The sequence below is a fragment of the Priestia flexa genome (assembly GCF_021441905.1).
GTDB lineage: Bacteria > Bacillota > Bacilli > Bacillales > Bacillaceae_H > Priestia > Priestia flexa.
In genome coordinates this window covers 2,753,664-2,766,655 of sequence record NZ_CP090431.1, presented here as the reverse complement: position 1 = coordinate 2,766,655, position 12,992 = coordinate 2,753,664, and the positions used below count along the sequence as shown (strand labels likewise).

At 38.0% G+C, this 12,992-nt stretch carries 14 protein-coding genes; 12 read left to right on the top strand and 2 right to left on the bottom strand.

Annotation, left to right across the window (positions count from 1 at the left end):
* The first annotated feature begins 51 nt into the window (after positions 1-51).
* Together LZP85_RS14180 and LZP85_RS14175 are read left to right on the top strand one after the other, a co-directional pair.
* Positions 52-855 (top strand): patatin-like phospholipase family protein, encoded by an 804-nt coding sequence (locus LZP85_RS14180; RefSeq protein WP_119542531.1) that lies wholly within the window; start codon positions 52-54, stop codon positions 853-855.
* On the top strand, positions 839-1,870 hold the full coding sequence (locus LZP85_RS14175; protein ID WP_025908820.1) for a SepM family pheromone-processing serine protease: 1,032 nt from the start codon (positions 839-841) through the stop codon (positions 1,868-1,870). Before LZP85_RS14180 ends, LZP85_RS14175 begins: the two co-directional genes overlap by 17 nt.
* Before the next feature lie 25 nt (positions 1,871-1,895).
* On the opposite strand, the gene LZP85_RS14170 is transcribed toward LZP85_RS14175, so the two are convergent.
* The gene (locus tag LZP85_RS14170) at positions 1,896-3,104 is read right to left on the bottom strand and encodes a nucleotidyltransferase (RefSeq protein WP_025908821.1); all 1,209 of its coding nucleotides are present in this window, start codon (positions 3,102-3,104) and stop codon (positions 1,896-1,898) included.
* Between the two features lie 165 nt (positions 3,105-3,269).
* Here LZP85_RS14170 and LZP85_RS14165 point away from each other — a divergent pair, with 165 nt between their 5' ends.
* The 4 genes from LZP85_RS14165 to LZP85_RS14150 all read left to right on the top strand — a co-directional run bounded on the left by LZP85_RS14165 (position 3,270) and on the right by LZP85_RS14150 (position 5,703).
* Entirely contained in the window at positions 3,270-3,791 is a 522-nt protein-coding gene (locus LZP85_RS14165) for a YceD family protein (RefSeq protein WP_025908822.1), read from the top strand.
* A 61-nt stretch (positions 3,792-3,852) separates the two neighbouring features.
* Positions 3,853-4,026 carry a 50S ribosomal protein L32 gene (gene rpmF, locus LZP85_RS14160; protein ID WP_025908823.1) on the top strand — a complete coding sequence of 58 codons (174 nt, stop codon included), beginning with the start codon at positions 3,853-3,855 and terminating at the stop codon, positions 4,024-4,026.
* 168 nt (positions 4,027-4,194) lie between these two features.
* Positions 4,195-4,965 carry an enoyl-CoA hydratase/isomerase family protein gene (locus LZP85_RS14155; RefSeq protein ID WP_234561764.1) on the top strand — a complete coding sequence of 257 codons (771 nt, stop codon included), beginning with the start codon at positions 4,195-4,197 and terminating at the stop codon, positions 4,963-4,965.
* A gap of 132 nt (positions 4,966-5,097) precedes the next feature.
* On the top strand, positions 5,098-5,703 hold the full coding sequence (locus LZP85_RS14150) for an RsfA family transcriptional regulator (RefSeq protein WP_206782082.1): 606 nt from the start codon (positions 5,098-5,100) through the stop codon (positions 5,701-5,703).
* A 96-nt stretch (positions 5,704-5,799) separates the two neighbouring features.
* On the opposite strand, the gene LZP85_RS14145 is transcribed toward LZP85_RS14150, so the two are convergent.
* Entirely contained in the window at positions 5,800-6,267 is a 468-nt protein-coding gene (locus LZP85_RS14145) for an N-acetyltransferase (protein ID WP_242529394.1), read from the bottom strand.
* Positions 6,268-6,500: 233 nt separating this feature from the next.
* Here LZP85_RS14145 and LZP85_RS14140 point away from each other — a divergent pair, with 233 nt between their 5' ends.
* From LZP85_RS14140 to bshC, 6 genes are all read left to right on the top strand, one after another.
* Positions 6,501-7,835, top strand: a complete 1,335-nt coding sequence (locus tag LZP85_RS14140) for an acetyl-CoA carboxylase biotin carboxylase subunit (protein WP_119542532.1) — start codon at positions 6,501-6,503, stop codon at positions 7,833-7,835.
* A gap of 16 nt (positions 7,836-7,851) precedes the next feature.
* Positions 7,852-8,064: an acyl-CoA carboxylase biotin carboxyl carrier protein subunit gene (locus tag LZP85_RS14135; protein ID WP_076512220.1), complete on the top strand. Its 213-nt coding sequence runs from the start codon at positions 7,852-7,854 to the stop codon at positions 8,062-8,064.
* Positions 8,065-8,077: 13 nt separating this feature from the next.
* Positions 8,078-9,622 carry an acyl-CoA carboxylase subunit beta gene (locus LZP85_RS14130; RefSeq protein ID WP_025908829.1) on the top strand — a complete coding sequence of 515 codons (1,545 nt, stop codon included), beginning with the start codon at positions 8,078-8,080 and terminating at the stop codon, positions 9,620-9,622.
* 210 nt (positions 9,623-9,832) lie between these two features.
* Entirely contained in the window at positions 9,833-10,726 is an 894-nt protein-coding gene (locus LZP85_RS14125; RefSeq protein ID WP_206782081.1) for a 2-dehydropantoate 2-reductase, read from the top strand.
* Between the two features lie 6 nt (positions 10,727-10,732).
* Positions 10,733-11,116: a DUF3397 domain-containing protein gene (locus LZP85_RS14120; protein ID WP_061784798.1), complete on the top strand. Its 384-nt coding sequence runs from the start codon at positions 10,733-10,735 to the stop codon at positions 11,114-11,116.
* 88 nt (positions 11,117-11,204) lie between these two features.
* Positions 11,205-12,827 carry a bacillithiol biosynthesis cysteine-adding enzyme BshC gene (gene bshC, locus LZP85_RS14115; protein ID WP_119542534.1) on the top strand — a complete coding sequence of 541 codons (1,623 nt, stop codon included), beginning with the start codon at positions 11,205-11,207 and terminating at the stop codon, positions 12,825-12,827.
* Positions 12,828-12,992 lie beyond the last annotated feature (165 nt).

Below are 12,992 nucleotides of genomic sequence, written 5' to 3'. Positions count from 1 at the left end.
CGGCAGACGTATATACTGAATAAAACAAGTGATTAGTAAGGGGGCCTAACTATGAAAAGCCCAACGATTGGATTAGCATTGGGGTCAGGAGGGGCAAGAGGGTTTGCTCACCTTGGGGTCATTAAAGTTCTGGTGGAAAACAATATCCCTATTCACTATTTGGCGGGTAGCAGCATGGGTGCTTTGGTTGCGGCTATGTATGCATCTGGTACGGAAATGAGTCAACTATATAAAATGGCACTTACCTTTAAAAGAAAATATTATTTAGATTTTACAATCCCTAAAATGGGATTTATTGCGGGGAATCGTATTAAATCCTTGGTAAAAGCCCTAACCAAAAATAAAAAGATTGAAGATTTAAATATTCCAGTTGCCATTGTGGCTACGGATTTAAAAGCTGGGGAGAAAGTCATTTTCAAAACGGGCTCAGTTGCACAAGCTGTAAGAGCAAGCATTTCCATTCCGGGTATCTTTGCACCAGAGAATGTAAATGGACGCTTGCTAGTAGATGGCGGGGTCATCGATCGGATTCCGGTATCCGTTGTACGAGAGATGGGAGCAGATATTGTGCTTGCAGTCGATGTCTCTCATGTGAAAAGAAATGCAGAAATCACATCAATTTTTGACGTTATTTTACAGAGCCTAGATATTCTTCAAGACGAGCTTGTAACAAATCGAGCAATTGCGTCTGATGTAATGCTTCGCCCTAAAGTAGAAACGTTTAGTTCGCGAGCGTTTACAAATATTAAAGAAATTATTGAAATCGGTGAACAAGCTGCAATTGAGCAGCTACCGTTTATTCAAGAAGCTATTGAAAAGTGGAAGGAGAATCACACAGGTGAAGAAAAGAGTTAGAATTTTATCCTACATAGCATTAGTGCTAACAATTGCTATGTTATTTTTTTATCCCTTACCTTATTATATTACAAAGCCTGGCATAGCACAGGAGCTAAAGCCTATTATTAATGTGCAAGGAGGGTATGAAGAGCAAGGGGCCTTTATGTTAACCACGGTTCGAATGGGAAGGGCGACGCCTTTATCATATGCTATGGCTCATATTCAAGACTTTCATCACTTGTATCCTGAAGAAGATATTTTGCAGCAAGGAGAAAGTGATAGCGATTATACGGTAAGGCAATTACATATGATGGATACGTCCAAAGATGCGGCCGTCATTGTTGCATACAATGCGGCAAACAAAGAAATTAAGTTTGAGAATAAAGGTGTTTATATTGTTACAGTAGTACCGGATATGCCTGCTTATGGCAAGCTTAAAATTGGCGATATTGTAAAGGCAGTAGATGGTCAAACTATTGAGACAGCAGAGGAGTTAATTGAATACGTAGCGAAGAAGAAAAAAGGGGATAAGGTTGCGATAACCATCTTACGAAATGATGAAGAAAAAATAGTAGAGCTTCCTCTAGCCTCATTTCCAGATGATCAAACGCGCTTTGGGTTAGGAATATCCTTAGAAACCAGTCGCGAAGTGGACGTAGAGCCAGATGTAGAGATTGATACTGAAAAGATTGGTGGACCTTCTGCAGGCTTGATGTTTTCACTTGAAATTTATAATCAGCTTGTAAAAGAAGATATAACAAAAGGACATAAAATTGCGGGTACGGGGACTATTAACGATAAAGGGATTGTAGGTCCTATTGGAGGAATTTCTCAAAAGATTGTGGCCGCGGATAAAGAGGGAGCAGAAGTGTTTTTTGCGCCTAATCAGCAAGGAGCGGCTAATTCGAACTATAAGGAAGCCGTACAGGCGGGAGCAAAAATTGATACCGATATGAAAATCGTTCCAGTTGATACGTTTAATGATGCGATTGAATATCTAGAAAAGTTGGATAAAGTAAAAAAGGCGGAGTGAGTCGGTGCCGACTTACTCCGCCTTTTTAAATCATGATCGGTGGCTGCGTATACTCTTGTTTTAAAAACTGAGAGCGTATGGGCTCTTGTAAAGGTGAACTATAGATATTTGTAGCTTTTATATCAAGTGATAAGTCTACGTGTTTACATTGAGATACAGTGGATACAATAGGAACAGACACGTCTTTTTTTATTTGTTTCATATACAGCCTGCCGATTTGAGATATGCCCAACAATCGAATATAAGCGGTTGAAGGCGACTTGGATAGTTCATTTTTTTTTGTGTTCGTCAAAATGTGAACACACATCCGTTGAAGGCGTGTACGCGTATAGCGCTTTGTCTTTACTTTACTTAAAAAGTCTTCAAAGGATAGTGCTTCTTTTATGGCGTTTAATAAGCGATATTCAATACCTTCTTCAATTTCGTAAATGGCTTGAAGAGACTCGGGTGAATGGGTCATGAGCTGATACTTTAAAAATGGAAAATAGAGCTCCCAGTTATGTAAAAAGCCAATTTGTGTTTGATAATCTTTTAGACCTTGAATAACAGGGTTAGGCATATAGCGTGATAAGTCCTTAACATCAATGATATCTTGGAATAAAGCATGACGAATACTTGTTGCGCTTGTAATTTCCGTCTCAGAAAGCATTTTATCGTGATAATGGGATTGAATTCGAGTAATCGTATGTGGTTTAATAGATGCATGCTGTTTTTCAATAGCCTTTACATAGCTTACGCCTAAAATGTTGTTTGGTTGTTCCATATTTAAACCAATTTGTTCATTAGTAATGTTTTTCATAGCAAGGGAAAGAGCTTTTGGGTAGCTATTTCCAACTTTTAAATAGCTTTGTACATGCTCATCTATAGCGTGTTCATGCTCCTTTAAAAGTCTGCTGAATTTAAGAAAAGACTGCGTGTTTCCATGTTCGCTGCCGAAGCATACATACGAAGCTTTAAGATGTTCTAAGATGGCTACAGCACCGTTTGCAAACGTATCAGCTTGCTGAGTAGAGAATGCATAAGGTAGTTCAATGACAAGGTCGGCACCAGCTTTTAGAGCCATTTTCGTACGAGCCCACTTTGATACGACAGCAGGTTCACCGCGTTGCAAGAAGTGACCGCTCATCACTGCGATAACGCAATCAGCATTTGTTTCTTCTTTTGCACTTTGCAAATGATAATGATGGCCATTATGAAAAGGGTTGTATTCAACTATAATTCCTACAGCTTGCATAATGAGTCTCCTTTTATTAAATTTTCAAGTGCTATTGAACAGTTTTAGCGTAAGGATTATGAAAAGAAAAAAATAAATTTAAGTACATTATAGTGTAAAGAAAAAATATTGACAAATAATCTTGTGAAAGCTATAATAACCTTTGTTGCCTTGAGGTGATTAACAATGAAATGGACAATACATCAGTTGTACCAGTTGCAAAATAAAGGATTAACTTTTGACGAAATCGTAGACGGTAAGGAATTTGTTAATACCGATCCACAGATTCGTCGCATGTCAGATGTACATGTGAAAGGAAGAGCTGATATTAGTTCTTCAAAAGTCACATTTCATCTAAAAATTTCTGGAGAAATGACATTGCCTTGTGCTCGTACATTAGTCGATGTTCCGTATCCTTTTTCTATTGAAGCAACGGAAACTTTTCTGTTCAATAGTGATGCCGATTATGAAGATGACGGTGAAATGAGAGTCGTTGAAGGTGAAGTAGTGGATTTAATTCCACTTATTAAGGAATTAATTATTGTGGAAATTCCTCTTCAAGTTTTTAGTGATGATCAACAACAGAAAGGTGCTGCTCCTCAGTCAGGAAAAGATTGGGAAGTTGTAACGGAAGAAGAGCAACAGGAAAAAGTCGATCCACGTTTAGCGGTATTAGAAAATTTCTTTAAAAACAAAGAAAATAACTAACGAGAAGATCCGGCTTTCGGGCCTTCATATGATTAAAAACTCTTTTAAGGAGGTGGGAATAATGGCTGTACCTTTTAGAAGAACATCTAAAATGAAGAAAAGAACGCGTCGTACGCACTTTAAACTACAAGTTCCTGGTATGGTAGAGTGCTCAAATTGTGGCGAGATGAAACTATCACACCGTGTATGTAAGGCTTGTGGTACTTACAAAGGAAATGACGTAGTAAACAAATAATGCAAAAATAAAAGACCCTTCAACAGGGTCTTTTATTTTTGCATTAAAACGTTCTTTAAGGTTTGTGATGACTGCTTTTCTAAGGGAAGATGCAGGAGTTTATATTTCGCTTCTCGAATTCTTTACTTATGAAAAAGTTGAGTGAAGATGAAAAAGGGGGAACAGACATTGGTAAAGACAAAGTTTTTTGTAGATAACAACGGCATTAGCACATTTGTTATTAATCGCCCCGAGAAACGAAACGCTGTGGATTATGAGGTGATGACTTCTTTAGAGAAGGCTATATCTGAAGTGAAAGCGAATCCTCATATTAAAGCGTTGGTAATTACAGGAGCGGGTTCACAAGCCTTTTGTAGTGGTGGAGACATTTCAGCTTTTCATGCCCTTGAAACAGCGGCTGAAGCGGAGAGTATGTTAAAGAGAATGGGAAGAATTTTATATGAATTGCTTATATTACCAAAACCCACGGTAGCTTTATTAAACGGCACAGCAGTTGGGGGCGGGTGTGAAATTGCGATTGCTTGTGATTTTCGCATCAGCGCAGCTCATAGTGAGTTTGGTTTTATACAAGGAGACTTAGGTATTACAACGGGTTGGGGAGGCGGCACGATTTTATTTGAAAAGCTTCGTTACTCAGATGCAATGGAAATGTTGACAAGCTCTCAAATCTACAGCGTGGAGCGTGCCAAGCAGGTCGGCTTTTTATCTTATGTAACGTCATACCAAGAGCTAGCGATGCGCTGTGAAGAGTGGTTGCTTCCAATTATTACAAAGCCTAGCGCTGTGCTGACTGCATATAAGCAAATGCCGATTGCAAAATGGAGCCAAGTTGGTTTGTGGGAACGAATGGAAGCAGAAATTGATCATTGTAGCTTGCTTTGGGAAAGTGAAGAACACAAGCAAGCGGTTAATAATCGACTTCAAAAGAAGGCTTACTAAAGCTGATTGCATGAATAAAGTATCTTGAAAAAGGCAAGTTAAGAATTTCTGCCTTGAGAAGTTGAACAATAGTCTATCTTATCTAGTAGTTGCATACTTATTTAATAAGTACGGATAAGGAGGGATAGAAAAATGACTTCTTCTCGTCAAGATGCATGGACTCAAGATGAAGATTTACTACTAGCTGAAATTGTATTGCGTCATATACGTGAAGGTGGCACACAACTTGCTGCATTTGAAGAAGTGGGAAAGAAACTTTCGCGAACATCAGCAGCTTGTGGCTTTCGCTGGAATTCTTTTGTGCGCAAACAATACAAAACTGGTATTGACATAGCGAAGATTCAACGCAAACAGCTAAAATCACGCGTGATCACAAAAGATGAAGAACAGCCCGTGCGCTTCTCATATATAGATGGTCAATCGATTACGTCGTTAAGTGAGGTTATTCGTTACTTAGAGTCGATTGAACAAATTCAGCAGCAGTCGAGTGAGTTGCTGGAAGCAAATGAGGAGTTGCAGTATAAACTTGAACAGTTACAGGAAAAAGTAACGGTTCTTGAAAAAGAGAAAAAAGTGTTGGAAAGTAACTTATATACGGTGGAAGAAGATTATAAAGCACTGATTGAAATTATGGAAAGAGCTCGTAAGATGGTTGTTCTAAAAGAAGATGAAAAAAGTAGAAAAGTTAAATTTCAAATGGAGAAAAACGGTAATTTAGAACGAGTTGAAAATAAATAATAAAGCGTAGCACTTCATTTATATAAAAGCCCTTGACTCTTTATCGCGGTGTAGCTCAAAGATAGAGAAGGTTCAAGGGCTTTTTTATATTATCTATTATTTTGAGGTTGATACGCCTTCTGGACACCAAAGCATTGGGTTTTCTCCTAAATCTCGCTCTAAATCATAAGCAGCCGGAACAAAGCCCATTTTTGTCCAAAACTGATTAGAATGAACTCGTGGGTTTGTTTTAATAGGCAAGTTAAAAGATTTAGCGTATTCAATTAATCTCGTACCTAGTCCTTTTGATTGGAATTCTTGGAGTACTTCGAGTTTCCATACTTCAAGGTAAGGCTGGTGTGGCTTGAAGTAGTGATCATGCTTTTTAGACTGTCGGTATAAACTCATTCGAGCTACAAGACGATTTCCAATGTAAATACCGTAGAATGGAGAATGAATTTCGTTTTCAGATATTTGGGCATTTAATTCTTCTAACATGGACAATTCTTGGAGCCCGTATTGCTTAAACTGCTTAAATTCTTCAAGTGTTTTATAGTTAATTCGCAACTGCTGTACCTCATACATTATCAATCACTCCTTAGAAATGAGCTGCTTGTATAGCATATGAATAAATTTTTAAATATAGGATAGATAGATGAGAATAAAAAAAGTAAGCGTTTACAAAAAAACAAAGGGATTTTAAGAAAATTGTAGAATTATACGTTTTGGGAGATTTTTTTCTCTTTTAGTCTTATCATACCATGGTTTTGAATAGACTTGAGAATATTTTATACTGCAGCGAAGGGAGAAGAAATACAATGAAAAAAGTTTTAATCGCTAATCGAGGCGAAATTGCTCATCGTATTATTAAAACTTGTCATACGATGAATATACAAACTGTTGCTGTTCACTCTACAGCCGATGAAAATCTACCTTATGTTAAAGCTGCTACATTTGCTTATGAAATTGGAGAACCTCCTGTTCAAAAATCGTACTTAAATATTGAGCGCTTGTTAGAAATTGCTCATCAAGAAAACGTTGATGCAATTCATCCAGGCTACGGATTTTTATCGGAAAATAGCACATTTGCCAAGCGCGTGGAAGAAGAAGGATTTGTTTTTATTGGACCATCGCCAAAAGTTATAGCGGATATGGGTGATAAAGTAAGGGCTAGAAAAATTATGAAAGAAGCAGGCGTTCCCGTTGTGCCTGGAAGCGAAGGGGCTGTAGCTGATATTGAAGAAGCGTGTGAGATAGCTCAAGCTATTGGTTATCCCGTTATGTTGAAAGCTAGCGGTGGCGGTGGAGGCATTGGAATGGTACGCTGTGATGATGAAAAATCACTGCGTACGACATATGAATCCACAAAAGCGAGAGCTAAAGCATATTTCGGCCATGAAGAAGTATTTATTGAAAAGCTAATCACGGATGCAAGGCATATAGAAGTTCAAATTTTTGGAGACCAGCTTGGAAATGCAGTGCACCTTTTTGAACGAGATTGTTCCGTACAGCGTCGCAACCAAAAAGTGATTGAAGAAGCCCCGGCAACGTCGCTATCTATTGATACAAAACAACGTATGTATGAGACGGCCGTCGCTGCTGCTAAGGCAGTTCAGTATTATAATGCTGGCACTATTGAATTTATTGTGGATGCGCAGGAAAATTTCTATTTCTTAGAAATGAATACTAGACTTCAAGTTGAACATCCCATTACAGAGCAAGTGACGGGACTAGACCTTGTAAAGTGGCAACTCTTAGTTGCTAGAGGCGACGCGCTACCTTTGCAACAAGAAGAGGTTCAGCTTACCAACCACGCGGTAGAGTTTCGAGTATACGCAGAAGACCCTGTAACGTTTTTACCGGCTCCTGGACAAATTACGCAGTTTTCGCTTCCAGAGCGTTCTTATGTTCGAGTGGATGCAGGTTATGATAGCGGAGACAAAGTAACACCTTTTTATGATCCAATGATTGCGAAGGTTATTGTCACTGGTCGTACGAGAGAAAACGCAATTGAGCTTGCTAAAGCATATTTTACTGAGGCATCAATTGAAGGGGTTAAAACAAACTTACCGTTGTTTAAACAATTATTAAATGCAGAGCAGTATGTAGCTGGAAAATACAATACAGCGGTATTGACAGAAGTTTTGAAATAAAAAAGGAGGACTAAAAATGAAAGAAACGACAGCAACGATGGCGGGAATGGTGTTAAATATTCATGTATCAGAAGGAGATTCTGTGACAAAAGGTCAGGTATTAATTATTCTTGAATCGATGAAAATGGAAATTCCAATTGAAAGCAGTGAAGAAGGAATAGTTGATGCAATTTTAGTCGGTGTAGGAGACTTTGTAAATGAAGGCGATGTATTAGTGACAATTTCTTAAAAGGAGTGAGCGTATGATACATACAAATGATTTACAAAAGCGTTATGAAGATAAATGTGAAGAAATTCGAGCAGGTGGAGACGCAAAATATCATGAAAAGTTAAAGCAACAAAATAAACTATTTGTTCGAGATCGTTTGGCTTTATTGTTTGATGAAGGTGAGTATAAAGAAGACGCGATGTTTGCTAATAATCAAGCTAAAGGCTTACCAGCTGATGGTGTTGTTACAGCCATCGGCAAGGTGAACGGTCAAACGGTATGCGCAATGGCGAACGATTCAACAATTAAAGCAGGGTCTTGGGGAGCAAGAACAGTTGAAAAGATTATTCGTATTCAAGAAACTGCTGAAAAGCTGCAGGTACCAATGCTATATTTAGTTGACTCAGCAGGAGCTCGAATTACGGATCAATTAGACATGTTTCCGAACCGACGAGGGGCGGGGAAAATCTTTCATAACCAAGTGCGTATGTCGGGGGTAGTTCCGCAAATCTGTTTATTATTTGGTCCTTCTGCTGCAGGAGGAGCTTACATTCCTGCGTTTTGTGATATCGTCATTATGGTTGATGGAAACGCTTCAATGTATTTAGGATCGCCACGAATGGCTGAAAAGGTTATTGGAGAAAAAGTGACGTTAGAAGAGATGGGTGGTGCTCACATGCACTGTAGTGTGAGCGGTTGTGGAGACGTGCTTGTTTATTCTGAAGAAGAAGCAATTTCAAAAGCAAAATTGTACCTTGGTTATTTTCCTCAAAGCTTTCACGAAAAGCCAGCTGTGCTTGAAGGGAAGTTACCTGTTAAGACGTCCAAAACACTAGGAGAGTTAATTCCTGAAAACCAAAACGTTCCGTTTGATATGTATGATGCAATTGATACGTTAATTGATGAAGGAACATTTTATGAAATTAAGAAGTTATTTGCACCCGAACTCATTACAGGTCTTGCAAGGATGGATGGCAAAGTTGTTGGTATTATTGCAAATCAGCCAAAGATAAAAGGTGGCGTACTTTTTGTTGACTCCGCTGATAAAGGGGCGAAGTTTATCCAGCTATGTGATGCATTCCATATTCCGCTTTTATTCTTAGCTGATGTACCAGGTTTTATGATTGGAACAAAAGTGGAAAGAGCAGGTATTATTCGTCATGGTGCAAAATTGATTTCTGCTATGAGTTCTGCGACTGTTCCAAAAATCTCTGTGGTGGTGCGCAAAGCATATGGAGCTGGACTATATGCTATGGCAGGGCCAGCATTTGAACCGGATTGCTGCATTGCCCTTCCTACAGCACAAATTGCCGTAATGGGACCGGAAGCAGCGGTTAACGCTGTTTATTCCAATAAAATTAATGAGATTACCGATCCAAAAGAGCGAATGCTGTATATTAAGCAGAAGCAACAAGAGTACAAAGAGCATATTGATTTATACACGCTAGCTTCCGAGATGATTATTGACGATATCGTGCCAGCTAATGACCTTCGCCAAACTTTAATTGAACGATTTGCTTATTATGAAACAAAAACAATAGCTGAAGTTCGAAGAAAACACCCTGTATATCCAGTGTAACGAACAAAAATGAATAGTATAGAAAAGCTAGGTGAGTATTTCTTGCCTAGCTTTTTATGTGAAGAGATGTTGTTTTAATGATTAAAAATATTTGCTAAACTAATAGAATCTGTGCTACTTATGTAAAGGTAAGTGTTCAATATCTTACATTGTTCATGAATGGTTTAGGTATATGGTAAGAAAACAAACTAATAGAATGAGGAAAGCCTAATGAAGATAGCAGTAATTGGAGGGGGCGCAATCGGCCTTTTGGTGAGCGCATACTTGGCTGATCATGCTCAAGTTACTCTGTATACGAGAAGAAAAGAGCAAGCAGACCAAGTGCGTGAACATGGAATAAAGCTAAAGCGTAAAAAAAATGTGAAAAAGGTAAAGGTGGATGCGAAGGTTTTAAGACTTGATGAAGCCTTTGTGCATTATGAACTAATTGTGGTAGCAGTTAAGCAATATAGCATTAAAGATATTATTCCTTACTTAATGAAGGCTCCAAAGCATACATCGGTATTATTCCTTCAAAATGGAATGAGTCATGTTACATTGGCAAAACGTCTTCCTCAGCGTACCATCTATTTAGGAGTTGTTGAGCATGGTGCGATGAAAGAAACAGATGATGTGGTGACTCATTCAGGAGTTGGCATCACGCGTGTTGCTTTGTTTAAAGGAGGGGATTTAATTTCCTTTCAACGGTTTCATTCTGATGTGTTTGCATTTATGCAGGAGAATGATTGGTATGAAATGCTTATTCAAAAGCTTGTTGTGAATGCAGTAATCAACCCTTTAACAGCTCTTTACCGAGTGAATAACGGTGAAATCATACATAATTCCTATTTTTATAAAACAGCGAAAGCCGTTTTTAATGAGCTGCATGCTGTGTTACGATTAAAAGACCCAACAGCCTATTGGAATCGAGTAGTAGATGTTTGTGAAAAAACAGCTCAAAATCATTCATCAATGAGGAAAGATCTTCAACAGCAAAGAAAAACAGAAGTTGAATCGATATTAGGCTATATTTTAGAAGAAGCGGCTAAGCGCCAAATTAATACTCCTATTATCCACTTTGTATATAATGGAATATTAGGGTTGGAAGATAGTGAAGGAAGGTGACCGTGAATGGGGAGCTTAGTTGTAAGCATCTTGGCTACGTTTATTACGCTGCCAGTAGTAGGTTTTTTTGTATTATACACTCTACTCAAAAAAGTGATGAAAAATCGGCGTAAAGCAGTTCACATCTCTACATATGTCTCAACAATTTTTTTAATTGTATCCACGCACTACTTTGCGAAGCAAATTTTCAACCAGTCTTTTTTGTGGCTGATTATTTTAGTGCTGCTCGTTTTGGCGATGATTGTGATGCTTATAAACTGGCAGGTGAAGAAAGACTTACAGCTGAAAAGAATGACAAAAGGGATGTTTCGAATCAGCTTCTTTTTCTTTTTGTTTTCACATGTGTTATTAGTTGTTAGCGGCCTAATCTTTGAATTATTAAAGTTATGAAGCATGTTACTAGACGTGTCGAGAAACAATATGGATAATGAAGCTAGGTAAACTGAACAAGTATTAGTTATAGAAAGGAAGTTCTTTCATGGAGATTACAGATGTCTCTTTATCAGCAACGAACAAGTTAACAGAAGAATATATACAAGGTAGCAACCAAGCTATGTCATACTTTCATTACAATATACATAAAAGTGATGTTTATAAAGAGCGCTTACATGATCTGAAAAGCTATACTCATCCAAGAGAAGAGCTTGTTGAGTACTTGACGGGATTCAATAAGAAGCTAAATGCGTCAAACAAAACCTTGGAGAACATTGAACAGCTTCGTGACCAAGACAGTGTTGTCGTGGTAGGTGGTCAGCAAGCAGGGCTTTTGACAGGACCTCTATACACAATCCATAAAGTTATTTCAATCATTTTGTTAGCGAAACAGCAAGAAGAAGCGCTGGGAGTACCTGTACTACCAGTATTTTGGATTGCAGGAGAAGATCATGATTTTGCTGAAATTAATCATGTCTATGTGGAAGAAAAAGGGCAAATGCTTAAAAAAACGTTTAAGCAGTCGCTGAAAACCAAAGATATGGTTTCCAATGTTAACATAAACCAAGAAGCCTGTAGTGAGTGGATTGATAGCTTGTTTCAACTGTTTGGTGAAACAGAGCATACAAAAGAAGTATTGTCCTTTTTAAAATGCTCGCTTCAGCAATCTCAAACCTTTACCGATTTTTTTGCGTATTTAACGACAAAGTTGTTTACGGAGTATGGCTTAATTTTAATGGATGCTGCTTCGGAAGAAGTGCGTAAAATTGAATCCTCGTTCTTTATTCAGCTAATCGAGCAAAATGAAGCCCTTTCTCAGTCCGTTATGGCTCAGCAGAAAAAGTTAAGCGATGACTATAAAAAGGTGATTGACGTTGGAAGTGAAACAGCACATCTTTTCTATTCTCATGAGGGAAACCGTATCTTGTTAGAGAGAGATGAAGCTCAGAATTTTAAAGGGAAGCAAGATGAAGTGTCTTTTTCAAAAGAAAACCTTATTCAGATTGCAAAGCAAAGTCCACATTTATTAAGCAATAATGTAGTGACGCGTCCGTTAATGCAAGAATATCTGCTTCCAACATTAGCTTTTGTTGCTGGACCTGGTGAAGTAGCGTATTGGGCAGAGTTACAGCAAGCGTTTAATATCTTTAACTTTACTATGCCTCCGGTTGTTCCTCGCCTATCTTATACGTTAGTAGAGCGTAACATTGCTAAATATTTAGAAGAACTAAATATTGATTCAGAAAAAGCAGTTGTACAAGGAGTAGCTACAGAGCGAGAAGCATGGCTACATGCAGAAGTTCGTAATCCTTATGAAGGATACTTTAATGAAGCGAAAGAAAAAATAGAAGAAATTCATAAAACTCTTCGTGAAAATGTTCAAAAAGAAGACAAAACGTTTGAAGAAGTTCTATTGAAAAATCGAGCAATTCTTCAAAAGCAAATGGAGACTGTTCAAAAAATTGTCGAATCTAAACAGCTCATTAAGCATGATGTAACGCATACGAAATACAATAAAATTGAGTGTGCGCTTCGTCCTAATGGAGCTCCTCAAGAACGAATCTGGAACGTCGCTTATTATTTAAATAAATATGGCATGCAGTTCGTGTCACAATTACTCAATGAGGAAGTCGAATTTAATCATCATCTAAAGGTCTGTTATCTCTAATAAAATCCTGCTGCAAAGCAGGATTTTTCTTTTATAAAAGAGAAACAGTGTACATACACAAAGCAACCAAACAAATCCTGAACAGTTATTTTTTACAAACTCTAAAACACATCGTAGCACCTTACTTTTTATGCCAGGAATATGTCTCGTGTTTAACAAAATAAA